Annotated in this window: 19 protein-coding genes; 4 read left to right on the forward strand and 15 right to left on the reverse strand. The window is 37.8% G+C overall.

Going from position 1 to position 24,136, the window contains the following annotated elements; all coding sequences use genetic code 11:
- Positions 1–19 precede the first annotated feature (19 nt).
- A complete protein-coding gene (locus J0M15_09665) occupies positions 20–1,054 on the reverse strand; it encodes a FecR domain-containing protein (GenBank protein MBN8537309.1) in 1,035 nt (344 codons plus the stop codon).
- A gap of 70 nt (positions 1,055–1,124) precedes the next feature.
- The gene (locus tag J0M15_09670) at positions 1,125–1,442 is read right to left on the reverse strand and encodes a DUF4156 domain-containing protein (protein MBN8537310.1); all 318 of its coding nucleotides are present in this window, start codon (positions 1,440–1,442) and stop codon (positions 1,125–1,127) included.
- Positions 1,443–1,576: 134 nt separating this feature from the next.
- Between J0M15_09670 and J0M15_09675 the strand changes: the two genes are divergently transcribed.
- Entirely contained in the window at positions 1,577–2,473 is an 897-nt protein-coding gene (locus J0M15_09675; GenBank protein ID MBN8537311.1) for a phosphate/phosphite/phosphonate ABC transporter substrate-binding protein, read from the forward strand.
- 26 nt (positions 2,474–2,499) lie between these two features.
- Here the strand turns inward: J0M15_09675 and J0M15_09680 are convergent, their stop codons facing one another.
- The 13 genes from J0M15_09680 to J0M15_09740 all read right to left on the reverse strand — a co-directional run bounded on the left by J0M15_09680 (position 2,500) and on the right by J0M15_09740 (position 19,824).
- The gene (locus tag J0M15_09680) at positions 2,500–2,913 is read right to left on the reverse strand and encodes a (2Fe-2S)-binding protein (protein MBN8537312.1); all 414 of its coding nucleotides are present in this window, start codon (positions 2,911–2,913) and stop codon (positions 2,500–2,502) included.
- 16 nt (positions 2,914–2,929) lie between these two features.
- On the reverse strand, positions 2,930–4,147 hold the full coding sequence (locus J0M15_09685; protein MBN8537313.1) for a tyrosine--tRNA ligase: 1,218 nt from the start codon (positions 4,145–4,147) through the stop codon (positions 2,930–2,932).
- Positions 4,148–4,153: 6 nt separating this feature from the next.
- Entirely contained in the window at positions 4,154–5,719 is a 1,566-nt protein-coding gene (rny, locus tag J0M15_09690) for a ribonuclease Y (GenBank protein MBN8537314.1), read from the reverse strand.
- 2 nt (positions 5,720–5,721) lie between these two features.
- A complete protein-coding gene (locus tag J0M15_09695; protein ID MBN8537315.1) occupies positions 5,722–6,288 on the reverse strand; it encodes a 5-formyltetrahydrofolate cyclo-ligase in 567 nt (188 codons plus the stop codon).
- A gap of 14 nt (positions 6,289–6,302) precedes the next feature.
- Positions 6,303–6,638, reverse strand: a complete 336-nt coding sequence (locus tag J0M15_09700) for a cell division protein ZapA (GenBank protein MBN8537316.1) — start codon at positions 6,636–6,638, stop codon at positions 6,303–6,305.
- 79 nt (positions 6,639–6,717) lie between these two features.
- Entirely contained in the window at positions 6,718–7,392 is a 675-nt protein-coding gene (locus J0M15_09705) for a hypothetical protein (protein MBN8537317.1), read from the reverse strand.
- Between the two features lie 232 nt (positions 7,393–7,624).
- On the reverse strand, positions 7,625–8,716 hold the full coding sequence (gene ftsY, locus J0M15_09710) for a signal recognition particle-docking protein FtsY (protein MBN8537318.1): 1,092 nt from the start codon (positions 8,714–8,716) through the stop codon (positions 7,625–7,627).
- Between the two features lies 1 nt (position 8,717).
- A complete protein-coding gene (gene smc / locus J0M15_09715) occupies positions 8,718–12,290 on the reverse strand; it encodes a chromosome segregation protein SMC (GenBank protein ID MBN8537319.1) in 3,573 nt (1,190 codons plus the stop codon).
- Positions 12,291–12,518: 228 nt separating this feature from the next.
- Positions 12,519–13,064 (reverse strand): hypothetical protein, encoded by a 546-nt coding sequence (locus J0M15_09720; GenBank protein MBN8537320.1) that lies wholly within the window; start codon positions 13,062–13,064, stop codon positions 12,519–12,521.
- Positions 13,051–13,524: a hypothetical protein gene (locus tag J0M15_09725; protein MBN8537321.1), complete on the reverse strand. Its 474-nt coding sequence runs from the start codon at positions 13,522–13,524 to the stop codon at positions 13,051–13,053. The genes J0M15_09720 and J0M15_09725 overlap by 14 nt, the downstream gene beginning before the upstream one ends.
- Positions 13,525–13,645: 121 nt before the next feature.
- Positions 13,646–16,384 carry a pyruvate, phosphate dikinase gene (locus J0M15_09730; protein MBN8537322.1) on the reverse strand — a complete coding sequence of 913 codons (2,739 nt, stop codon included), beginning with the start codon at positions 16,382–16,384 and terminating at the stop codon, positions 13,646–13,648.
- A 67-nt stretch (positions 16,385–16,451) separates the two neighbouring features.
- On the reverse strand, positions 16,452–17,813 hold the full coding sequence (locus tag J0M15_09735; protein ID MBN8537323.1) for a glycine--tRNA ligase: 1,362 nt from the start codon (positions 17,811–17,813) through the stop codon (positions 16,452–16,454).
- A gap of 64 nt (positions 17,814–17,877) precedes the next feature.
- Positions 17,878–19,824, reverse strand: coding sequence for a hypothetical protein (locus J0M15_09740; protein MBN8537324.1), 1,947 nt, complete (start codon positions 19,822–19,824; stop codon positions 17,878–17,880).
- Between the two features lie 292 nt (positions 19,825–20,116).
- Between J0M15_09740 and J0M15_09745 the strand changes: the two genes are divergently transcribed.
- The 3 genes from J0M15_09745 to J0M15_09755 all read left to right on the forward strand — a co-directional run bounded on the left by J0M15_09745 (position 20,117) and on the right by J0M15_09755 (position 24,119).
- Positions 20,117–20,770, forward strand: a complete 654-nt coding sequence (locus tag J0M15_09745; GenBank protein ID MBN8537325.1) for a hypothetical protein — start codon at positions 20,117–20,119, stop codon at positions 20,768–20,770.
- Entirely contained in the window at positions 20,767–21,627 is an 861-nt protein-coding gene (locus tag J0M15_09750; GenBank protein ID MBN8537326.1) for a nucleotidyl transferase AbiEii/AbiGii toxin family protein, read from the forward strand. Before J0M15_09745 ends, J0M15_09750 begins: the two co-directional genes overlap by 4 nt.
- 488 nt (positions 21,628–22,115) lie before the next feature.
- Positions 22,116–24,119 carry a M13 family metallopeptidase gene (locus tag J0M15_09755; GenBank protein MBN8537327.1) on the forward strand — a complete coding sequence of 668 codons (2,004 nt, stop codon included), beginning with the start codon at positions 22,116–22,118 and terminating at the stop codon, positions 24,117–24,119.
- The last annotated feature ends 17 nt before the right edge of the window (positions 24,120–24,136 follow it).

A 24,136-nucleotide genomic window follows, 5' to 3' on the forward strand; every position in this document is an offset into this window, starting at 1 on the left:
CATATTTTTTCTATGGTTACTAATTAGGTAATACGGGTTTAACTATTACCCTCGTTTTATTTAGCTTACTCCGAACGATCTCATCAATCACGGGATTTTGTTGAGACGGCTGTACCAAGGGCGGTAATCTTGGCATTTGTGGCTGCATCACAGGAACATCGGTACCCAAAGGGGGTTTTATTTCTTTGGCGGCACCAAAGTCCATATCTTTTTTATCAATCATGCTCTCAGCGGGTCTTTCTTTAACGACTTTACCGTTTCCATCACTTGCTGGTTCCCTTGATTTATCTGCATCTACTTTTTTATCTTTATCTTTTTTTTCATTTTGTTTTTCAGCTGGTTTTTCAGCTGGTTTTTCATTAGCGTCGGCCACTTTAGTTTCTGAACTTTGATTGGCCTTAGCTTGGCTTTCTTTATCTGCCTTGTTCATTTCTTCTTTAGGCATCACCTTAGGTGGCTCTGGATTATCTTGACCTTGCTTCACCGAAGACATCTCACCTTTTTTAATCATCACGACACTATTGGAAACTTGTCCGTTTGCCAAAACCGGAGCCATCTGGACAACGCCTTTAAAGGTCACCACTTCCGTGACTCTTGTTTTTACATCAAAAGAGGTGAGAAACTGAGTCCCCCGAACCCCAGCGACAGCCGTTGGTGTTTTAATTATAAATTTGCTTTTATCACCATCATATTTTTGCTCAACGTTATTTCTCACTTTACCTTGAGCCAGTTCAAGTTCTACATTCCGAACATTTGACTTCGGATCATTCTCGTATTTTGCAATAGTTAATACGGAATCTGGCGATACATTAATGACATTTCTGTCCGACATGGAAATTTTTGCCCGAGAATCTTTCAGCGTGGTAATTTTATCTCCTGGATAAACTTTCAAACCCACTTTTCCAACGGATTTACCAGTTTTAACTGACTCAACCTCGACAGTGCCCTTCACCACCATGAAAATTCCATATAAATCATCAGCAAGCACGGGTTGTATCAAAATAAGACTATAAAAAAATAAGAAATATTTGTTTAAAAAAAATGTATTTGTCATGGTTTCATTTTAACATAGCTAAAAAATAAAATGCCATCATTATTATCATTTTTTAAGATGAACGTCGAATTCAGGGACAATAATATGCCGTTCCTGATACGGCTGTCTCATACCCAGATGCTGTTTCCATAACAACATAATTGGCTCCCTTAAAGGCGACCTCTTTTTTCATATCTTCAATGGCCGCTTCCAGGTTAGGTGAAGCACTTATCGTTCGGCCCTGGACCCGACCTAGGTTTTTACACTCTTGGGGTGGGTTCTCTCGACTGATAGTAATTTTATCGGCACTCGGAACAATAGGTTGAGTTGAACAGGCACTCAAAATGAGATTCAACTGTATTAATAATAAGTAAAATAATTTAGAGATCACCAGATTTTTTTTACGCATAACTTACTCCTCGAAAGGGTAAGTCATATTATGACTTAATATTTTTAATTCAACAACTTCTTTGTTTCACAAAGTTTTACAAAAACGGAAATTCCTTTGCTTTCAAGGATGAACTCCATTAAATCTTTAAATGAATGCTCACTCGATTTTGTTTTTTTTTAATTCTTCTTTTACTGTTTGGATGCACTTCAAATATTCAGGTGGGAACCGAAAAAAATCCTATTAAACTTTTTTTAATTCCTGGACAAGATTCGCAAGTTCTAGAAGATAATGGGAAAAAAGTAACCCAATACCTCCAGGCTAAAACAAAACTTTTTTATGATATCAAAGTTCCCTCCAGTTATATTGCCGTTGTCGAAGCTTTTGGATCAAAGAAGGCGGACGTCGCCATCATGAACACGTTTGGTTACATTCTGGCCCATGATAAATATGGTGTTGAAGCCAAACTAATGGGAATTCAATTTGGTGAGAAATTTTATCAAGGCCAAATCATCACCCGCAAGGGACACATCAAAAAGTTTGAGGACCTGGATGGAAAGAAGTTTGCCTTCGTTGACCCTGCCTCTGCCTCTGGGTTTTTAATGCCTATTGATCTTATGAAGAAAAAAAATATTAAACCCAAGGAATTTGTTTTTGCTGGAAAACACGATACCGTTGTGACCATGGTCTATCAAAAACAAGTAGATGCCGGTGCCACTTTTTACACACCGACAAAGGATGGAAAACCCCAAGATGCTCGTAAACTTGTTTTGACTCAGTTTCCAGATGTTTTTGAAAAAATTGAGATTTTAAAACTCACAGACCCCATTCCCAATGACCCCATTGTTTTCCGAAGAGATTTAGACCCTGAAATTAAGAATAAAATAAAAGAAGCCCTTCTCGACTATTTAAATACGGAAGACGGCAAAAGCACTTTTATGAAACTCTACAATATGAATGGTGTTATTTCTGTGGATGACACCCACTACGATCAAGTGCGAGCCACTCTTAAAAACCTTGGGAAAGAAGCTCAAGATTTTATTAAAAAATAGACTTCTTGGAACGCGAGCTCGGGGGCCTAGCGGTGATTTTTTTTGGGTTCTTCTGGTTTTTCTTTTAAAATCATGGTGTCTAAAACGGCTTTTGATTCGTAGGATTTACTTGTTTTAAAACCACGTATTTTTTTATTTTGATGTTCATCCCTATCTAATTGTTCTTTCATATCCACCGTGAGATCACCAAAACATCTCATTTGACAGGAGAGGCGACGACCATCCAGAAAATAATTTGTGCCTAGAACACTCAGTTCGTCTCGTCCTGGAGGATTTACATTATTTTCACCATCTACAATTTTTATACGGCACTCACCACAACTTGGAACCCCTTTACAAATCGATTTTATTTCAATGTGATTTTCCAAAGCTAATTCCAACAAAGATTTATCAGAGTTTCCTTCAATGGTGATATTTTGTGGGACAAATTTGATTTTCATTTAGTCACCTATTTCTTTATTCAACAATAATCTTAATAAATTTCTTTTTTCCTGCTTTAATAACAAAGGATCTACCTGAAAGTAAATCCATCTTAAATTTGGGATGAGTCACCTTTTCATTATCAATACTGACAGCTCCCCCCTCGATCAATCTGGCGGCTTCAGAATTTGTTTGCGCCATACCCCAAGTCGTCAACAAATGATTTAGTGGTTGTTGAAGCAATTCTTTACTTTTGATTTCTGGGATTTCATCTGGAAGTCCTTTTTGAACAAAAATTCTATCAAATTCAACTTCCGCATTCTGTGCCTCCGACTGGGAATGAAACCGGGCCACAAAATACTTTGCTAATTGCACCTTTACTTCTCTGGGGTGTCGTTTTCCATTTTGAATTTCTTCTTTTAATTTTTGAATTTCACTGGAATTCATATCGGTCAATAATTCATAATACCTGAACATGAGAGTGTCAGAAACTCGCATGGTTTTTCCAAACATCTCTTTAGGGGAATCTATTACAGAAATATAATTATCTAAAGATTTAGACATTTTATTTACGCCATCTAAACCTTCTAAAATAGGCATGGTTAACACACACTGTGGTTCCTGGCCATATTGAGATTGCAAGTCTCTTCCTACAAGCAAATTGAATTTTTGATCGGTTCCGCCTAGCTCCACATCCGTCTTTAAAGCTACCGAATCATATCCCTGAGTCAAGGGGTAGAGAAGCTCATGGACCGCTATGGGCGTTTGGGCCCTTAAACGATTTGAAAAGTCATCACGTTCAAGAATTCTCGCCACTGTGTATTTAGCAGAAAGTTTGATGAGATCAATAGCAGACATAGGCTCAAGCCATTTTGAGTTATATACAATTTCAGTTTTATCTGGATCTAAAATTTTAAAAACTTGTTTAGCATAGGTCTTTGCATTTTCCTGAATCTCTTCTCTGGTTAAAACAGGTCTTGTTTGGTTTCTTCCCGAGGGATCCCCAATAAGAGAGGTAAAATCCCCAATTAAAAAATGAATATGATGTCCCAAATCTTGAAAAGTTTTTAATTTATTAATAACTACCGTGTGCCCCAAATGAATATCTGGCCGAGTGGGATCAGCACCAAACTTTATCAGTAGAGGCTTCTTTGTTTCGATGCTTTTTTTAAGTTTCTTTAGTAATTCAGTTTTGGAAATCAAATCCACACAACCAAAACTAATTCTTTCTAATTGTTCTTCTGCACTGACTATCATTTTTTATCTCGCCATATCTATGGATCTTGTTTCTCTTACCACGGTGACTTTGGTAGAACCTAATTGAGGGAGTTCTCTTTCCACTTTTCTAGCAATATCTCTAGACAAGAGAACCGCAAATTCGTCCGTCACCTTTGAACTTTCCACAACGACTCTGATTTCTTTTCCTGCTTGAATCGCGAAAGTTTTTACAACTCCATCAAAACTATTTCCAATGGATTCCAAATCATGAAGCCGTTGTATGTAATTATCCATCTGAGGGCGCCGAGCTCCAGGACGTGAGTGTGATAAAATATTCGCCGCATGGACGATCCAGGCCAAGGTCGTACTCGGTTTTTCTTCATCATGATGGGCCCTGATGGCATGACAGACTTCTTCTGATTCTCCATATTTTTTAGCCCACTCTGCGCCTACAAAAGAATGACTTCCTTCCACCACATGATCAATGGCTTTGCCTATATCATGGAGTAAACCGGCGCGTTTAGCTATTTTGGGATTCACTCCCAATTCAGCTGCCAAAAGCCCTGAAATATGAGCCACTTCCAAAGAGTGGTTTAAAACATTTTGCGCCTGAGACATCCTAAATTTCATTGAACCAATCAGCTTAGTGAGTTCTGGATGAATATGTGACAGCCCTAAATCTAGAATGACCTGGTCCCCTGTTTCACGCAAGGATTTCATAATTTCAGACTTTTGCTTTTCAACGACTTCTTCTATTCTTGCGGGATGAACTCTTCCGTCTTCCATTAACTTTTCAATAGTTTTTCTGGCAATTTCCCGGCGTATGGGATCAAAGCCAGAAATAACAACGGCCTCAGGCGTGTCATCGACAATTAAATCAACCCCACAAAGGGCTTCTAAAGTTCTTATATTTCTGCCCTCTCTCCCAATTATTTTTCCCTTCATTTCATCACTTTGAAGAGCAAGAACACTGACGGTTCTTTCAGAGGTGTACTCGGCCGCAAATCTTGCCAAGGCTGTAGCGATAACTTTCTTAGCTCGTTGACTTGATTCTTTATGAGTTTCTATTTCAATTTCGGCAATTTTTTTGGCTGATTCTAATTTGGCTTCCTCTTCCAAAGAACTTATCAATTGTCTTTTCGCCTCTTCTTGGGTCATTTGAGCCATGTTTTGCAACCTGATTTTTAGTTGTGAAAGTTCTTGCTCTGCTTTCTTATCAAGTTCTTTGATCCGCTGCTCAGAAATCGAAATCTTTTCATCACGGTCTTTGAGTGACAGAATAAATTTTTCATTTTCATCTTGCCTGTGCTTGTTTTGATCATCCACTTCCCGTAATTTTTTTTCCAATTGCTGTTCTTTACTTTTTAATTGGTTTTTTTGTTTCTGAATATCTAACTCAAAATTCTTTCTTGCTCTGGCCTCAAAATCTTTAGCCTTAGCCTCAGAATCTTTTTTAATTTTGTTGGCTTCATTTTTAGCTTTATTGACAATTTTATCAGCTTCCATTTTTGCTGATTTTTTTTGGATATCATCTTTGTACTTTTTAATAAAAAAGACAACTACCCCACCCAAAAGTAAACCTATGATAACAGAAATGACTATTTCCATTTTTAATTCCTCTCCATTTTTTTAAGTCCATTTTCAGTCAATACAAAGTCCATGCTAATATCCCAAGGATCCACTGGAAATTCTTTATTCGTGTATTGAACTTCAAAACAAGTTCCAATTTTTAACCCATTAAAATTCACTAAAAACCGGTCATAAAATCCTTTACCTTTTCCCAACCGTTGCCCCTGATAATTAAATCCAAGTCCAGGCACAAAAACACCAGACATCTGAATTGGATCAACCAAAGTACCGTCTTTGGGCTCCTTCATTCCCAAAGGATGGCTCACGAAATTTTCTGCCTGGTAAAAAAATAGATCTTGGTTTTCCACTTTGGGAAAAGCAAAGGCTAAATTTTGATTCTGATTCTGCTCTAAAAAATCACGAATAGGTGGTTCGCTGAGCAGGGGATAGAAAAAACCCCAAATACCTTTTCTGTTTTTAAAGAAATCAGACAAAACAGATCTCCACTTTGCACGAATCTCTGCTTGCCGCTCCTCTTTCAGAAACAAGGCAATTTGATTATTAAAATAAACTCTCCACTCGATTTTAGAGAGTTCTTTGGATTTCATGAAAACTCCTAGAACTAATTTTTTTTTGAGTTTTCAATTTCATTAGATAATTTTAGGATTTTTTCTTCGACTTTTTCCAATTCTCTATGGGCTTTTCTTTTTAGTATGATTAACTCTTCCGCGAGGTTTAATGCTGTCAGAATCGCCGCACTTTGATAAGATCCATTCTTTGTCATTTGAAGAGATTGTTCCATTTTTAAATTTATAAACCCAACGAGTTCCTGCACTGTCGCATCATCGAGATTTGTTTTGAGCTTATAAGGTAAACCGGCAATCAGAAAGTCATAGGTATGACCATCCTTTGAGGTCGAATCTCTTTTCTTGGTTAGATCTGTTTGAGATGAAATCATTAATATAATCCTAAATATATTCTTCTATTGAAAACTTAAATTTATTATATATTTTAAATGGTTATAATCAACAACTTCTCTATTTTTTTAAACATAAACACAAGACCCCTCTATTTTTTCTAAAATCACACTTTAATTTTTTTCGTTTGTTCAAAGAGTAGAAGTCCAATTCAACGAGCTTTTCATTGATTATTTTATAAGACATTTCCATTTTATTTGGCTTTGTGTCAAACCAAAGGGTCTCATCTTCTTCAATTTTTGCATTGATTAAGTATGATTTTATCACGTCCTTAGACGGATTTACTTCATGGACCTTTGGCAAGTTGATATTCTCGGCGACAAGGTCCCCACCTAGAACCTCAAGGGTCATTTTATAAATGGGAGGGTCTTTTTTTAAATCTGATAACCTGATAGTTAATCTTTTTTTAGAATCACCTGCTTCTCCAGCAGATTTTAAATCTTCAAAGATCACTTTTCTAGAGCCCAGGGTGGACTTCATTGTGCTATATTTATAATCAATCGTTTTTTTTAGATCCTCTAAATTGACATCCACCTCTAAATTTGGATTTTTAAATTCGGAAAAACAACCTATAAGATTCTCATAGGAAACGGAAGGGAGCTTTTTTTTTCTTTCCCTTTGAGGCGTCGATGGATCTGCCAGACTGCTCGCACTGATCATGCCATAAATGAGAAGAAAACTAAAAAAACCCGGAGCCCTTAACCTATGACTAAAGAAGCTGCTAATAAATGACATGCAAAACAATCATGAAGTTTAGCATTTGAAATGTCCACTTAAATTATTTCCAACCAGATTTTAGCAAGAGAGATTTTTGCAAGAGCCTTAAGACATTTTAAACTTTTGCTACGAGTGTATTTAAAAAGTCTTAAATCGAGGCCGCAGAAGGGAGGCGACTGAGGCTTGGCCCAGCCAAGTCGCAGGGAGCCCGACCGACGAGAACGAAGATTTAAGACTTTTTAAACACACTCTAATTAAAAATAGAATCAATATATTCTTTTGTCGAGAAGGGTCTTAAATCTGAAATTTTTTCGCCAATTCCAATTAGTTTTATCGGCACCTTTAACTCATTGGTAATGCCAATAGCGACTCCCCCTTTTGCGGTGCCATCCATTTTAGTTAAAATAACTCCTGTCAAGCCCAAGACATTGTTAAATTCTTTAGCCTGAAGCAAAGCATTTTGCCCTGAGTTGGCATCTAATACGATAATCACTTCATGAGGAGCTTCCGGAATATTTTTTTGGATGACTCTCTTCACCTTTTTAAGCTCTTCCATTAAGTTTGTTTGAGTGTGTAATCTTCCTGCCGTATCAATGATCACTAAATCATAATTTTGTGCTTTAGCCTTTGCTACGGCATCAAAAGCCACAGCGCTTGGATCGGAAATCCCCTCGGGAGAAAAAATCTCGACCTGGGCTCTTTCTGTCCAAACTTTTAATTGATTTTGAGCCGCGGCCCTAAAAGTATCACCGGCGGCTACCAAAATCTTTTTATTTTGTGATGCAAAATAAGCAGACAATTTGCCTATGGTTGTTGTTTTTCCAGCCCCGTTGACCCCAACAATCATCACGACCGTAGGACCTTGCTGACTCCATTTAATTCGAGAAATCAAATCTAACTGAGCGGCTCCATCAAGGGTTTCCAGATTTTCAGGAACCTGATTAAAAATCCTTAAAATCTCTTTTCGTAAAGAGTCTTTAATTGCTGACAATTCTCTTTTTTGATTTTTCGATAGGTCTTCATCAAGCTTAGCCATCAGAGTCGAAACCGTTTGCGTTCCCATATCAGAGGTATATAAAATTTCTTCAATCTCTTCTAATGCCGGCGATTCAGAAAGACGAAATAAATTTTTGATTCTACCAAAAATATGATCTTTGGTTTTTACAAGAGCCGAACCTACATTCTCATTCTCAATAGGTTTGATTTCCGAATCAGCACTAGCCTCAATCCCTTTTTTTGGCTTTTTTAAAGCTTTGAACACAAAAGGAAGAAAGACAAGTAGGGCCATCAGGCAGATGAAAACAACAAGCCAAATTATCGCATTTTGTTGAAGCTCTCCCATATTATTTAATATCCTGAAGGCTCACAGAAACCATTGTGGAAACGCCTCTTTCTTGCATCGTAACTCCATAAAGCTTTTTAGCCACTTCCATCGTATGCTTGTTATGAGTCACCACGATAATTTGTGATCTTTTTGCCATTTCCCTAACAAGATCATTAAACCGAAAAACGTTGGCATCATCTAAAGGAGCATCCACCTCATCAAGTAAGCAATAGGGTGATGGTTTTACAAGAAAAATTGAGAAGACTAAAGCTACAGCCGTAAGGGCTTTTTCTCCACCTGACATCAAGGTGACGTTTTGCATTTTCTTTCCCGGAGGTTTAGCAATGATCTCGATCCCCATCTCGCCCTTTTCAGGATCTTCATGAAGTTCTAACTTCGCCTCTCCCCCCCCAAAAAGAACAGGAAACACACGGGTAAATCGATCGTTTACTAAATCAAATGTTTCTTTGAATCGTTTCGAACAGATACGATTAATTCTATCAATCACACGTCTTAATTGTTCTTTAGCTTCAACTAAATCGTCATGTTGTTTTGTTAAAAACTCGTAACGTTTTGAAGTCTCTTCATACTCTTCGATGGCCGAAAGATTGACTTCACCTATCTTGCCTATTTTTTCTTTTAACTCTTTTAATTCAACTTCAGCAAGGTAAGCGTCTCCTCCTCTTTCGACGTACTTCTCGACAATCTCAGGAAGAACCAATAGGTATTTCTCACGAACCTGATCGACAAGATACTGTTCTTTCATTCGAGCCTGATCCCATTTTAATTGGGCTTCATTCATTTGTGACATTCGCTCATTTTTCGCCCTCTGAGTCGATGCTAATTCATCAGCTAGCTCATTTAGCCCCAGGGACATTTCTTCAAAGGAATTCTTTTCCATTGAAAGTTTTGATTTTAGTTCTTCTAACTGGTTTAACCACTTTTCAAATTCAAGTTTTCGGTCTTCCAAGAGCAATTGATTCTCGGTCATTTGCTCCGAGTACATTTCCGTCTCTTCCGTCATTCTAGACAATTGCAAGCTGAGGTCTGTCGATGACTTAGTGACCATTTCGTATTGTTTGGTGATCCCCACATACTGTTGATTTTTCGAAGCAAGCTCCACTTGCAATTCCGTAACTTCCTTTTGCAACTCGGGGAATCCTTTATTGGTCTGATCAAATTCTAAATCAAGTTGATGAGTTAACTCTTCTAATTCTTGTTTTTTATTTTTGACATCGCTTAAGGACCCTTGTATCTGAGCTAATTTATCTGCCAAAGACACCGCTTGTTCTTGAGTTTTCTTGACCTCTCTAGCTTGTCGATCGACGGCATACTCAGCATTAGATAGCTCTTGCTCTGCGCGTTCTAAATCTTTTTGCAACTCCCGGACTTTCAGATCTTGATCTACTTTTCTTTTTTGCGCCCCCTCGAAAGCGACCATGATTTCTTGCAGTTTCTCTTCCATTTTTTTCATGGAAGCCTGAGCTAAAGTCAATTTCCCAGCCCATTCATTTTTCTGAAAGGAAAGCTCCTTAATTTGGTTCTTTCGATGTAAAATTCCCGAATCTGCGCCGTCTAAAGAACCTCCTGAAATAACTCCATCTTCGGTCAGAGTATCTCCATCAAGAGTGACAAAACTCCATCCCGGATAACGAGGTCGTAGGGCTAAAGCTGTCCGAAGGGAATCCACAACAGCGATCCCATCGACAAAATATCCTATGGTGGCTTGATAGGGATCTTTAGTTTTAACCACATCCCTTAACAAAGCTTGTACCCCTTTTTCTGCTGAGGGGGTTTCCTCTTTAAAATTCTCAGTAATCCCATCAGCTGCTAAAAAACTAGATCTACCGGATCTTGAATCCTTCAAATAATTAACAGCTTCTAAGGGTTTGTCTGACTGTTCTGAAAGCAGCATTTGCAACCGGTTCCCCAGGGCCGCCTCCATGGCTACCTCATAGATGGAATCTACTTCCACCACGTCAGAAACAGGTTGAAAACTTACAGATCCGTCAACGTGGACTTCTTTGGATTTCTGCCAAAGCATCACTGATTTAACACCAGACTCATAACCTTCAAAACTGGATTGCAAATTTTCTAATCCATACAATTTGGAGGTTACCTGCCCAAGACGATCTTTAAATTCTTCGACTTCTTCTTTCTTCTGAGCATATTGATCTTGTATGTTTTTTTTATTTTCGTGGAAAGACTCCACGTCTCTAATTAAATTAGCAGCTAACTCTTTATTTTTTTCGAGATCAGAAAAAATCCGACTTTTTCGAGAGTCAAATTCAATTTTTTTCTCACGTAGCTCATCAACAACCATCTGTTCATTGATTTCTTTTTCCTGAGCGTCCTGAATCTGAGCTTCAATTCCATTTGCCTTAACTTCCAAAGAGTTCACTGATTGTCCCACAGCAAACAACTCTCGCCTTTTTTCTGTTAAGAGGTCATCCACTTCTTGAATCCGTTTTTGATCTCGAAGAAAATTTAAATTTTTCTCTGAAAATTTTTGTTGCAAATCTTCAAGGAAAAGTTTCATTTCCTCTTCCTGCGCTTGTAACTGTTCTTGATCTCTTTTTAAGAGAGCCCATCGAGCCTGCTGTTCTTGAACTAAATTACCTGTCATTTGTTCATTTCGACGGGCTTGTTCTATCTCAAATTTAAGTTCTTGAATTTCCATTTCTTTTTTAGATACCAAAGCCTGACTTTCGAAATAGGTGTTCTGAAGGGTATCAACGGTTTTTTCTTTTTCTAATGCTTGCAATTTAAGAGTTTCAAAATCTACTTGCAATTGGGCTAATTTGGATTCCCCAGCCACTTCTAAATCCTGAGTTTCCTTAAAAATTTTCTCTGCCTCATCCGCTACCGATTTAAAATCAAGGTATTGTCTCGATGACAACCACAAGTCTAAATCCTCAATTTGGTTTTTTAAGTTTCGATACCTTTCAGCTCTTTGAGCCTGACGTTGTAGACTATCTATTTGTCGTTTGAGTTCGCCAACGATATCTTGCAAGCGAATGAGATTCTGATCTGTCTGTTGCAATTTTCTTTGCGATTCTTTTTTACGAGCCTTGAATTTGGTGATTCCAGCGGCTTCTTCGATTAAATGACGACGATCTTCAGGTTTTGCTGTGATGATTTTTCCAATCATTCCTTGTTGGATAATGGAAAAACCTTTAGAACCGGCTCCGGTATCCATAAAAATTTCTTGCACATCTTTCAATCGAGCTGGCTCTTTATTTACAAAGTACTCACCTTCGCCATTTCGATGAAGTCTTCGAGTCACCATGATCTCACTGTGTTTTAAATATTTTGCAGGGAAAGGACCTCCATCATTTTCCAAAGTGAGGGACACTTCACACATACCCAGCGGAGCAAAGCCCTCCGCCCCAGCAAAAATCACATCTGTCATCGTCGATCCACGTAAATCTTTTGCGGACATTTCACCCATGACCCAAACCAAAGCATCTACAATGTTTGATTTTCCGCAACCATTTGGCCCTACAATACCTGTAATTCCAGAATCAAATTGAATAACTGTTTTATCCTTAAATGATTTAAAGCCAACAAGCTCGAGTTTTTTAATTCTCAATTTATCTTCCTTTTTTAAAGTGAGCCCTACTCAAAACAGGGGCTACGCCCATTTCTCAAAACAGGGGTCTTTCAATAAACTTCTATCTCGCCACTAATTTTTATAGAGCTTTTCTTATGTTTCAACTTTATACTTTGGAAACGCGGCTTGTCGGAATCACATTTTTACAGTAAGGAATCATCAAGGAATCATCAAAAAATAAGTGATCGAACTTTTTGGGTTACAGACCTACTTTGAATTTAACTTTTGAACCAATTGAGTTTTCTGCTCAGGAAAAGCATTCAACAAATGAATCTGAATTCTTTTAAGCCCTTCTTCATTTCCCCCACTTTGGGACCTTAAACCAAGAGCCGCAAACTGATATTGTTTCATGGCTATATTGACATCTCTTTGCACTTTAAAATAAGTAAAAAAAAGCTTCTCTAAATAGCTTAAAGAATCATCACTTAGTTTCTGATAATCAAATGTGGCGATTTCTGATTCTATATATTCCTTAGTTTTTACTTTTGACTCAGATTGATTTAATAAAAAATCGATATGTTGTTTTTTCATTAAAAACATTGACTTGGTAAGTTCAACGGCTTCACCTTTAGATTTTGATGTTACTTTTTCTAAGGATTGAATCAATTCAGAATCTTCCTTTCCTGCAAAGGTGGCTTGAAGTTTTTGAATACCTATGGGCGTCCTACCCGTTCTTTGAAAAACCAGGTAATTAATTCCTAGAATGAAAATAACAATTCCCAAAAAAAACAGAATAAAGTCATTTTTTGTCATTGGCGTCTTGCTTTGATATCTTAAAATAGTTGATAAAAGAATTTATACTTTCAGGCAGCTCAGAAAAAAAATCATCTGCTCGAAAAAAAAGCGGCCCTACCCAGCCCTTTGTCTGTATCTCGTTGAGGTACTTTATTAAATTGAAAATGGGACCGGCTATCCTGTGGGACATATAAAGACCCAAGGTCAAAATAATAGCCACTGTGAGGATTAATGTCACACTCAGAATATAGCCTAAGCTTAATTTCATTTGTGCTAAAAAATCAAAAAAAACACTCGTCTCTGGAAGGCCAGAAGAAACTCCTATATGTTTCCAATACTCAATAAATGCAAATATAGCGGCATAAAAAACCAGACAAACAATCGTCGCCACAACAGCTAAAAACCTTAAAAATTTTAATTGAAACTGTGGAAGAATTAAAAGTATCTTCCGATTTCCCGTACTAAATTTATCTTCCATACACTTCCAATTCTTATGTTATGTTAATTTATGCCTTTTTTATTTCTTGATATTGTTATTGTTATTGTTATTGTTCACAAAAATAAAAATTCAATCAAGTTAAATTTAACCCCACCCCAATTTATAAAATCAATACCCTCTCCTTTTTTGAGAGCAATTGCGCTCTGGCCGCTGCCAACCTAGCAATGGGGACACGGTAAGGAGAACAGCTCACGTAATCTAAACCAACTTGATGAAAGAACTCGATGCTCTCGGGATCCCCACCATGCTCGCCACAAACTCCTGTTTTTAAATCAGGCTTTGCCCTTCGGCCCAGCTCGACCCCCATCCTAACCAAAGCTCCAACACCTTTTTTATCAATCGAGACAAAGGGATCCTTCACGAAGAGCCCTTGACTCACATAGGATCCTAGAAATCTTCCCGCATCGTCACGAGATAAACCCAAAGTAGTTTGAGTCAAATCATTCGTTCCAAAGCTGAAGAAATCGGCATGCTCAGCAATGGACTCAGCCATTACGGCAGCTCGAGGCAACTCGATCATGGTACCCACTGTGTATTTAAACTTAAGTGATCTTTCTTTTTGCACCTTTTCAATCTCATGAACAGTTAACTCGCGAAGCATTTCTAACTCTTTTTCTAAGGCCACCAGAGGGATCATTATTTCTGGAGAAATACTTTTCCCTTCTTTAATTAAATCACAGGTGGCTTCGGCGATGGCCCGCACCTGCATTTGATAGATTTCAGGATAGGTTATTGCCAAACGACATCCACGATGTCCTAACATAGGGTTAAACTCATGAAGGTTTTTAATCTTGGCCTTTAATTTTTCAAAGTCCATTCCAATGCGGACGGAAAGTTCTTGGGTCTCTTTATCCCCATGGGGAACAAATTCATGCAATGGAGGATCTAAGAGCCTAATCGTGACAGGAAATCCTTCCATGATTTTAAAAAGGGAGTAAAAATCACTTCTCTGCATGGGTAATAACTTCAATAAAGCTTTTTCCCGATCTATTTTATTATCGGCAATGATCATCTCTCTCATCGCATCTATTCTGTCAGGACCGAAAAACATATGTTCCGTTCGACATAGACCAATCCCCTCAGCGCCAAAACTTTTAGCAGTGCTAGCGTCTTTAGGAGTGTCCGCATTGGTTCTGACTTTTAATTTTCTGATATGATCGGCCACCTTCATGATCCGCTCAAAGTTTTGATCCAAAGATGGCTCGATGGTTTTCACTTCACCCAGATAAACTTCCCCGCTGCTCCCATCTAAAGTGATAAGGTCCCCTTTTTTTAAAACATATCCCTTAGCTTTCATTGTTTGATGGCGGTAATCCACTTCCATATCGCCGCAACCGGCGACACAACACTTACCCATGCCTCTAGCAACGACAGCCGCATGGGAGGTCATTCCACCTCTCGTGGTTAAAATCCCTTGCGCGGCGACCATTCCAGCAATGTCTTCTGGCGATGTTTCTATTCGAACTAAAATAACTTTTTTTCCTTTTTCTTTCCATTCAACAGCCTCTTCGGAAGAAAAAACAATCTGTCCATGAACACCACCAGGGCTTGCCGGAAGACCTTTCGCCAGAAGAGTCTTGGCTGATTGAGGATCCAATGTTGGATGTAACAATTGATCCAAGGAGCTTGGATCAATTCTCAACAGAGATTCCTCTTCGCTAATTAATTTTTCATCCAACATATCGCAAGCCATTTTCAATGCCGCTTTGGCAGTCCTCTTCCCCGTTCGAGTTTGCAACATCCACAGTTTCCCTTTTTCAATGGTGAACTCGATATCTTGCATGTCTCGGTAATGCCGCTCTAGCTGGGTATAGAATTTTTCTAATTCGGCATAGGCTGAAGGCATCACTTCTTCCAACGACTTAAACGACGTTTTCGCTGCAGCTAATTTAGTGATAGGCTGAGGCGTACGAATCCCAGCAACCACATCTTCCCCTTGAGCATTAATTAAATACTCTCCGAAAAATTCTTTATTGCCCGTTGAGGGATTTCTGGTAAAAGCCACTCCCGTTGCGGAATCATCACCCTTATTTCCAAAAACCATGGATTGAACATTTACAGCCGTGCCCCAGCTTGAAGGAATGTGATGTAATTCACGATAAGTTATCGCCCGTGGAGTATCCCAAGAACTAAAGACGGCTGAAATAGCTCTCCACAATTGATCCCAGGGGTCCGCTGGGAAAACTTGCCCTGTCATTTGATGAACTAGGTCTTTAAATTTTTTCACAAGTATCTTTAGATCTTCCACCGTTAACTCTGTATCTAATTTGTAATGTCTTTCTTCTTTTAAATCCTCAAGAGTGACTTCCAATAAAGTTGAATTCATACCAAGAACGACATCTGAATACATTTGAATAAATCGACGGTAAGAATCCCAGGCAAAGCGAGGTTGATTCGAAGATTGAGCTAAACCTTCAACTGTTTGATCATTCAATCCCAAATTTAAAATAGTATCCATCATTCCAGGCATGGAGGCACGGGCTCCCGATCTAATAGAAAATAAAAGCGGATCTTTCACATCGCCAAATTTTTTCCCCATTTTAGTCTCCACTCTGGATAGCGCCTCTTTCACCTTGGGCCTCACCCATTCAGGTAGCTGACCCCCATTGGCAAAAAAGTGAGTGCATATTTCTGTAGAGATCGTAAACCCAGGAGGCACCGGCAATCCTAAAGCCGTCATTTCTGCAAGGTTGGCTCCCTTTCCACCTAAAATGCTTTTCATTCCGGCGTTGCCGTCAGCCTCTCCAGCTGCAAAAAAATAAACAAATTTATCTGGAATATTTGTATTGACACTTTCTGACGTTTTGCTGGACTTATTTTGACTTGTAGGAACTTGCATACCTTCTCCTTTTGTAAAATAACTTACTAAGCAAATCTAAAAACGCGCGTTCGCGGGGGAACTCCCGTTAAAAGTTTTTTAATTTTTTCGTCACATAGGAATTTAATTGAGTCATCGAGATTCTCTCCTGAATCATGCTATCACGATGTCTGATGGTTACAGCCTGATCCTTGGCCGTTTCAAAGTCAACAGTAACGCAGAAAGGGGTGCCAATCTCATCTTGTCGACGGTAACGTTTTCCAATAGAGGCTGTTTCATCATATAAAACATCAAAATCTTCAGCCAATTGATCACGTAATTTCTCGCTCACCCCTGTGAGTTCTTCTTTTTTAGACAAGGGCAATACCGTCACTTTATAGGGAGCTAAATCAGGATGAAGACCCAAAACAATCCTTGTGTCTTCACTTCCTGTTTCGTCCTTGGAAACTTCTTCACGGTAGGCATCACACATAAAGGCTAAAAATAAGCGGTCACAGCCAACAGCCGTTTCAATAACATAGGGAATGTATTTATCTTTATTGGCTTCATCGAAATATTCTAAATTTTTTCCTGAAAATTTTGAATGTTGAGTTAAATCAAAATCAGAACGGTTATGAATACCCTCGAGCTCACTAAATCCCATAGGGAATTTATACTGGACATCCACGGCAGCTTTGGCATAATGAGCCAGCTCTGTAGGTCCGTGGGGATGAAATCGTAAATTTGCCGGATTTATATTATATTTCAAATAGAAACTCATTCTCGTTTCTTTCCATTGTTCAAAATATTTCTCATCTGTCCCTGGTTTCACGAAATACTGCATTTCCATTTGTTCAAACTCCCGAGTTCTAAAAATAAAATTTCCCGGAGTGATTTCGTTTCGAAAAGATTTTCCAATGGCAGCAATACCAAAAGGAACCTTGTACCTTGAGCTTTGCTGGCAATTTTGAAAATTTACGAAATGCCCTTGGGCCGTTTCAGGTCGTAAATAAATAGCATTGGAGCCATCTTCCACAGGTCCCATATGGGTTTTAAACATCAAATTAAATTGTCGAGGCTCTGACAAATTTTGCGACCCGCACTGAGGGCATTTCTTTTCATTAAGATAGGAATCGGTATTATCCGACCTGAATCTTGTTTTACAGTTTTTACAATCTACCAAAGGATCACTGAAACCATCCACATGACCTGAAGCCTTCCACACCATCGGATGCATCAGAATGGAAGCATCTATTCCGACCATATCAGCCCTTCGAGTCATGGCCTGCCACCAAGCCTTTTTCACATTTAATTTCATCAGAGAGCCTAAAGGACCATAGTCCCAACAACTGCCTAAGCCTCCATAAATCTCAGAACTCTGAAAGACAAAGCCTCGACGTTTGCTTAAGCTGACCAAGGTGTTTAAATCATTAAGTCTATTGATCGTGATTGATTTGTTTAGATTATCCATATTAGCGCCCTTTTCAAAATATATTTTCAAAGGAAGGATGGCATAATCTACCCAGGGCGGTCAACTAAAGTCCGATGCCGACCATTTCCATAGCCTTATCAAAGGCTCTCACCACTAATGATTTATCTTTTTCTGGCAAAAACTTATTTCGTGTTAAAACATTAAGAACATCCACGAAGTACTTATACTTTGTGCCAAACTTTTCGTTAAGCACGCTATCATAATCTTTTCTTAGGGAAGACCACGAGCCGGAACCGTAACCATTTCTCCCAAATCTGTCTCCTGTGGCAATATCTAGCTTTATTCTTCCATCCTTAGAAGCCCCTTCATAATGAGCAAACCACGAATCAGCTGTTTCAATTTTCCCATGGGATGGATCCAGAACCCAAAAACCCCCACCGGCCTTATCAACCATAACAGCCACATGAAAACCCCAACCAAATAATCCGCCTCTCATTGGTCCATAAATAAATATTTTCTTAATGGAATCACGATGGATTCCATTCTGCAACATGATCATATTTCCAAAAAAAGCACGACCAAAACAAAAACCAAATTTGGAAGCAGGGTCATACTTTACCAAGTCAAATAATCTGATTCCTGAAGTGTAACTCATAATACGAAAAATATCCTGAGCTTCAGCTTCCGTGAGTGCCGTTCGAATCATCTTTTCTTCTCGAATTAACTCTGTATTTAAGCGCCCCACATCATTACTTACAAATTCCCATAGCTTATCAAAATGCTTTATCTTTTGCTCTAAGGCGCTTTTTAGATCCTCTGAAGTAAAAGTGGCTTTACGCTGTTTTAATTCTCTAGCGATTCTAAATATATCCATTCCTCGCCTTGTCCTTAACAAATTAAGAATGACCTCGTTGGATTTATTTGTTTTAGATAAAAAATATTTTTTATTTTCTAATTCTTTAATTAAGGTTGAATATTCATGATTAGGCCTTAAAACCTTGGATAATAACTTAAAATCAAAATCCTCCACAAAGAAATCGAATCGACTTTTTAAAAGGAATAAATTTCTCGCTTTGGATATCACAAAATCTTCAATCTCTTTGGCTGATTCAAAATTAGAGTCTTTACCTTCGTTATACCAGTACTCTCTTCGAAGGGTGTCCAAGGATTCCCGTAATAGATCATCGTTACTAATGATTCTATCAAGTTCAACCACTTGTTGTTTTCTTTCCTCAATCTTTGCCTGAGTCGTGAGACCCTCAAAGACCTTTTTTTGCTCTTGATTTCTGACAATACTATCATAGTTTTCTAATCCATCCAAAATTCGATGATTCCGTTTTTTAATCATTTCTGGAGTTACAAAAGTTGGATAGCTTTGAGCAAAATCAAATCGTTGTTGCGAGTAGGGGTCATCGACGATGACCTTTTCTTGATACAACTTTTCGAACTCCGACGAGGACAACTCTTTCCCGGCGAAAGTAAAATATTTTAAAAAGTGATACTTCATAGTTTTAATTGCTTCCTCATTCACTTCAAACTCTGTCCCGACAAATAAATCAAAATCTCTTCCAATGATTTTGCTAAATCTCAATGCCGCTATTTCCATTGAAGACAAGCTTACTTCCTCGTTCCTCATCTCTTTCAAAATTTTTTCAGCTTTTCTTTGCTGTTCAGCCACGATGATATGATTGAAATTAAAAAAATACTTTAAATCTCCCAGTGCACGTGACCCATCTGGATGCTGAATCCCATTCTTAAGCTTCTCCTCTTCTTCTTTATTAATCTTTTCGGGATACAAAATAATTTTGCGAAGAGTTTCTTTAAAACCTTCTTCCAAGACCTGACCAAATTCAGTTTGAAAAGCATCAGAAAATAACGTTAAATATTTCTGTTCATCCGACCTGATTTTTTCTAAAACTTCAGCAGTTCTGGCGCTGATTTTAGCCTTCTCAATTTCCCTTACTCCGCTGTAGACCTTCAAACAGGAAGATTCAGAAAAGGAAACCGTTGAAATAAATAAAATCAACAAAGAAATCTTGCTATTTGCCATACGTCACCCTTGAATCAAGTTTAGAGCGTGTTTGAAAAGCCATAAAAACACGTAAGTGATCATTTTAAACGAAATTATTATTTCTTCCACTGTAGAGTTCCAGACATTTGAGCGCATTTCGTCACTCGGCTTTTGTCACTCGGCTTTCGTCGCTTTCCGTAAAACAACCTTAGAAGTTCGATATATTACCAATATATGGCCAAAATAGCCATATATTGGTAATATAATTATATTTTATATTGCTAATATATGGTAGATATGGCACTATATTAGCAACAGCAAAGGGATTACTTTGAAGAACGAAATAGCCTATCTAAAAAAGTTAAAAACGATTGAAATCACAACCTCCATGCTTATGGGTGTGCTTTCTGACTATGAAGATGCTCGAGGAAAAATAAGCTCCCTATGTAAAAAAGGATTATTGGCGCCAATTAAACAAGGCGTGTACCTACTTAACGAAGATCTGGGTTTACGTCCCTATTCTAAAGAAATATTAGCTAATTTAATCTATGGCCCCTCGTATATCTCATTAGAATCAGCTCTATCAAATTATGGGTTTATTCCAGAAAGAGTCACAACAACCACATCTATCTGCTTTGGAAGAGGGAAATCTTTTTCCACTCCCGTGGGCGAGTTTGAATACCATCACATTAAAGAATCTATTTACGCAATGGGTGTCCAATTGAAAGAAGTATTTAAAGGTACCTATTGCCAATATGCAACTCCAGAAAAGGCACTTCTTGATTTTATCTACCTTAAAGAGGAAAAAGGAGCATTTAAAAATGCCAAAGATTACTTTACCTATCTTTTAGAGTCTTACCGTTTTGATCTACAAACTATTGAAAATGAAATTTCATTAAAAAAACTGCAAACACTAGCAGAGTCTTATCCATTTAAGCACATTCAGTGGTTTGCAAATGAACTAATAAGGAAGATACTAAAATGAATGAAGCCATAGAACAAATGCTCGCAAGGTATCAACCAAAATCAAGTATTGACTACGAAAATGCATTAAAAGAAATCTTGCAGGAAATTATTCTGCTCGGACTGGATCGAAATGGTTTTTTTGAAATTGCTGCATTTTACGGAGGGACAGCATTACGAATCATATATGGATTAGATCGCTTTTCCGAAGACTTGGACTTTACTCTTTTAAAGCCAGATCCCAATTTTAAATTGGATAAGTATTTTTCAGGAATAGAACGAGAGCTCAAAGCCTTTGGTTTTGATTTTTCTCTCCACAGAGTTGATAAATCTGAAGACCGCAAAACAGAGTCAGCTTTTCTCAAAACCAATACCCACATGCTCTTTTTAACCATTCAAGGAACAAAGGGACTTGCTGATCGAATACAAAAAAACCACACTCTTAAAATTAAATTTGAAGTTGATGTTGATCCATCCACATCATTTGAAACTGAAATTAAGACGCTTTTACTACCCTCTCCTTTTACTGTAAAAACACTCACCTTATCTTCTTTGTTTGCAGGTAAAATGCATGCCGCCCTTTTAAGAAAATGGAAAAATAGAATCAAGGGACGAGATTTTTATGATGTCCAATGGTATATAGCACGCCATATACCAATTAAAAAAAGTTATTTAGAAGAAAAAATGAACGCCTCTGGTGCTTTGGCAATGCCCCTAACAAAAAAAATACTTATTGATCTATTCGAAAAACGTGTCGAATCTATAGACTGGGATCATGCAAAAAAAGACGTTGCTAATTTTTTAAAAGATAAAAATCAAGTTCATTTATGGTCATCTCTTTTTTTTAAAGAGATCATTCAACAAATTAAGTTAGAGTGATACTCACAGGGTATACCAAAAAGGTATACCCTTTTAAATTTTCAAAATGTAATATTCTTTGGAACCTTGGAAGCAAATTCCTCGCAATTCATTTAACAATTTATTCATAATCATTCTCATTTCTTTTTTTTATTAAAATTAAAGACTCCTGTTTACAAATTAAACGATAGCAAATAGTTAATCTATTTCAAAAAAAAACCATACCTCCCATGAACTTAGGTTCAAGCATCTGAAAATGATGGTTTTTTTAATTAATAAGTCTTAATAAACTAAGGAGATTGAAATCTTATTACCTGAAGCCACACTGGTAAACTGTCATCATGACTTTCTTCCGTTTTAACAATCGAAGGCCTGACAACCTTTGAATTAGGCCCTGTATCTCCAATTTTTAGTCACTAATCTGGTTCCGCGTAAAATTCTTAATGACAAACTCACCGACTCATCAATAAACTATTCCAGAAAACAGGTTTGCTTTCGAAGGGGTTTAAATGAAATTATTTTTTAATTCAATCGTTCTGTTGTTAAGTCTTTTAAGTTTTAAGTTCTCTTTATCCGAGACTTTGAAAAAAACCCCTTCCAGCGATATCCCAGAGAAAAGAGAGTTTCCCTTAAATCAAAGTGTCTCTCCTTGTGAAGACTTTCATAAATATGTTTGTTCAGAGGCCGAGTCTTCTTTTAAATTAAGACCTGATCGCAGCTCACATACCTTTGCCTTTAATGACTCCTACGAACGAATCCTTGAAAAGAAGAAATATTTTTTTAAAAATATTTCTTCAGAAAAAAAATTAAATCCAAGGGGAAACCAACTGCAAAGTTACTACCTTGCTTGCATGAACAAATCTGCGGCCACGACAGAAGAAAAAAAAGTAGTTTCACAAGTTATTTCAGAGCTCTCCAAAATTAATACCCTCGATGACTTGCTTAAATATGACCAAGAAAATATTCAACATGGCAGACATTCCATGATCCACTTTGATAGTTCTGCAAATGCTGACAATCCTGACAAGTACGATATCTATATCGCTAGCAGCTTTATGAATTTGCCCGACCACTCTTATTATGAGAAGCCTGAATTGATAACGGCTTACAAAAGTCTCATCACTGATTTCTTTAAAACTCTTTTCCCCAAATTAAGTCCTGATGTCATTCAAAATAGGATTGAAAAGATGTTCCAGTTTGAAAAAGCTTTTGTCCAAATATACCCCAAAGCCGCGGAACGAAGACAACGCTGGAGTGAAAAAAGACAAAAACCACAAACTGATTTTTTAAAAGAATTTCCTAATTTGAAAATGGAGAAAATTTTTGGTCTTACCCCTAAAGATCTCAATGTCCGAGTCAACATTCCTGAGGCGCTAACCTTCTTAAACCAAAATCTAAACGAAAATCAACTTTCTACATTAAAGGACATTTATCTATATAAAACTTTATCTCCAATCATGGACGATGCTTACCCTCAGTATTTTAAAAAGAAATTTGATTTTAATCATATGTACTTAGGTGGAGCTGAAAAACGACCTGAAAGGACTGAGCGTTGCACGATGAATATTATGAATGCTTTTGAAAAGGAAATCGACGAGATCTTAATGGAAAGAATATTTCCTCGTTTCCCAAAGGAAAAAGTCGTAGAAGTTTCAGAGAAAATAAGAAATTCAATTCTCCTCGGTATCGAAAAAAACAAATGGCTTTCAGAGGAGGCGAAAACCACCGCTAAGGCAAAGATAAAGACCTGTCGACTCCAAATTATTGCCCCCACAACGGATCGCGAGTGGAATTTTAATCCCATCCAAAACTATTCTCCTACCGAGCCTATTCAAAATTCAAGAAAACTCAATGAAGCCTTATTTAAGAAAACCCTTAAAGAAATTGCTGAACCTGTAAATAAGGATGCTTGGGGAATGGGCCCTTTAACCGTGAATGCTTATTTTTCTCCTACGGAAAATAAATTTGTTATGCCCCTAGGAATATTACAATTTCCTTTCTTTGACAAAGATGGATTAGTCATTGAGAACCTAGGCGCCGTGGGGGCCGTCATGGGACACGAACTGGGCCATGGCATTGATGATGAAGGATCTAAATTTGATGAAACTGGCCGTTTAAGACAATGGATGCCAATGAAAGATTTGGCTGAATTTCAAAAGCGTGGGGAAAGAATGGTCGAGCAGTTTAATAAAATTGGTCATAATGGGAAATTAACGCTTGGAGAAAATGTGGCTGATCTTGTCGGTTTAAGTTTCGCTTATCATGCGGCCTTCCCTGAAGGAAAGGGAACTAAAGAGGAAAAGCAAAAATTCTTTATCGCCTACTCTCGAACCTGGTGCCATGTGATTAGACCTGGGACGGCAGAAAGACTGCTTAAAACTGATCCTCATTCTTTAGGTTGGGCTCGTATCAATGAACAAGTGAAACACCAACCAGGTTTTCAAGAAGCCTTTTCTTGCCAGCCTGGCCAACCGATGACTTTATCAGACTCAGAAAGAATCATTATTTGGTAAATTGCAGTTTAAATTTA

The sequence above is a fragment of the Deltaproteobacteria bacterium genome, from assembly GCA_017302835.1.
Taxonomy (GTDB): domain Bacteria; phylum Bdellovibrionota; class Bdellovibrionia; order Bdellovibrionales; family Bdellovibrionaceae; genus UBA2316.

What these genes read in the sequence shown, in the direction of transcription:
- J0M15_09725 (MBN8537321.1), bottom strand. Translation starts at nt 13,524, where the DNA reads ATGGAAGATAAATTTAGTACGGGAAATCGGAAGATACTTTTAATTCTT.
- J0M15_09750 (MBN8537326.1), top strand. Translation starts at nt 20,767, where the DNA reads ATGAATGAAGCCATAGAACAAATGCTCGCAAGGTATCAACCAAAATCA.
- J0M15_09675 (MBN8537311.1), top strand. Translation starts at nt 1,577, where the DNA reads ATGCTCACTCGATTTTGTTTTTTTTTAATTCTTCTTTTACTGTTTGGA.
- ftsY (MBN8537318.1), bottom strand. Translation starts at nt 8,716, where the DNA reads ATGGGAGAGCTTCAACAAAATGCGATAATTTGGCTTGTTGTTTTCATC.
- rny (MBN8537314.1), bottom strand. Translation starts at nt 5,719, where the DNA reads ATGGAAATAGTCATTTCTGTTATCATAGGTTTACTTTTGGGTGGGGTA.
- J0M15_09665 (MBN8537309.1), bottom strand. Translation starts at nt 1,054, where the DNA reads ATGACAAATACATTTTTTTTAAACAAATATTTCTTATTTTTTTATAGT.
- J0M15_09735 (MBN8537323.1), bottom strand. Translation starts at nt 17,813, where the DNA reads ATGGATAATCTAAACAAATCAATCACGATCAATAGACTTAATGATTTA.
- J0M15_09730 (MBN8537322.1), bottom strand. Translation starts at nt 16,384, where the DNA reads ATGCAAGTTCCTACAAGTCAAAATAAGTCCAGCAAAACGTCAGAAAGT.
- J0M15_09695 (MBN8537315.1), bottom strand. Translation starts at nt 6,288, where the DNA reads ATGAAATCCAAAGAACTCTCTAAAATCGAGTGGAGAGTTTATTTTAAT.
- J0M15_09670 (MBN8537310.1), bottom strand. Translation starts at nt 1,442, where the DNA reads ATGCGTAAAAAAAATCTGGTGATCTCTAAATTATTTTACTTATTATTA.
- J0M15_09700 (MBN8537316.1), bottom strand. Translation starts at nt 6,638, where the DNA reads ATGATTTCATCTCAAACAGATCTAACCAAGAAAAGAGATTCGACCTCA.
- J0M15_09705 (MBN8537317.1), bottom strand. Translation starts at nt 7,392, where the DNA reads ATGTCATTTATTAGCAGCTTCTTTAGTCATAGGTTAAGGGCTCCGGGT.
- J0M15_09680 (MBN8537312.1), bottom strand. Translation starts at nt 2,913, where the DNA reads ATGAAAATCAAATTTGTCCCACAAAATATCACCATTGAAGGAAACTCT.
- J0M15_09740 (MBN8537324.1), bottom strand. Translation starts at nt 19,824, where the DNA reads ATGGCAAATAGCAAGATTTCTTTGTTGATTTTATTTATTTCAACGGTT.
- J0M15_09720 (MBN8537320.1), bottom strand. Translation starts at nt 13,064, where the DNA reads ATGACAAAAAATGACTTTATTCTGTTTTTTTTGGGAATTGTTATTTTC.
- J0M15_09755 (MBN8537327.1), top strand. Translation starts at nt 22,116, where the DNA reads ATGAAATTATTTTTTAATTCAATCGTTCTGTTGTTAAGTCTTTTAAGT.